We start from the raw sequence: 847 nt of genomic DNA, 5'->3' as shown, positions 1-847 counted from the left end.
ACCAACCAACACTGACGCATCTTCTGAAACGCCAAAATGCGCCATGCAATGCTGAAGAGGCAGAGGGTTTGGCTTACGCTCTTGTGTCGTATCACCACCAACCAACATATCAACCACTAAACCCTTTTGATCTATCAGCACCCTCGCAGGGGCTTCAGGCTTATTGGTCACAATGGCAACAAAGCATCCTGCTTCTTTGAGTTGCGCAAGCAAAGCAAGCGTTCCTTCATAAAGCTCTGAATGCTGCCCATTAATTTCTGAATAATGCTTATAGAAAAGCTCCAATACGCGATGTAAGTCGAAGTGGGAACCGCTCACATCGAGAGTTTGCTGAAGCGCTCTATTAACGAGAACTTCAGCCCCATTCCCAACCCATAAACGACAATCGTCCAATGAAACTAATGGATACCCCGCCTCTTCAAGAGACAAATTCAACGCAATATGTAAATCAAGCGCACTATCGACTAAGGTCCCGTCTAGATCGAACATCACTAATTGAAAGTCACTCAGTTTCATTTGCGCGTTATCCCTAAGAAAGCCAATTAGCCTAGTTTTGCAGCCGCCAATTCAGCACGCATTTGATCGATCGTCACTTTGTAATCATCAGTATTGAAAATCGCTGACCCTGCAACAAAGGTATCTGCGCCAGCTTCTGCAATCTCTCGAATGTTATTTACCTTTACACCACCATCGATCTCTAACTGGATATCAAAACCGCTTTCAATAATTTTTTGCTTCACTAACTTGAGCTTATCGAGCGTGCTCGGGATGAATTTTTGACCACCAAATCCTGGATTCACCGACATTAAAAGAATCATATCCAACTTATCCATCACATGATCAAGAT

General features: G+C 43.7%; 2 protein-coding genes. Both read right to left on the bottom strand.

Going from position 1 to position 847, the window contains the following annotated elements:
* The coding region (locus A3738_RS01190; protein WP_068763291.1) for an HAD hydrolase-like protein at positions 1–516 on the bottom strand (516 nt) is incomplete at its 3' end.
* Between the two features lie 26 nt (positions 517–542).
* Positions 543–847, bottom strand: a 305-nt coding sequence (locus tag A3738_RS01185) for a ribulose-phosphate 3-epimerase (protein WP_369819751.1), incomplete at its 5' end; no start/stop codon positions are given.

The sequence above is a fragment of the Oleiphilus sp. HI0066 genome, from assembly GCF_001635725.1.
This window is presented reverse-complemented; position numbering and strand designations above follow the sequence as displayed.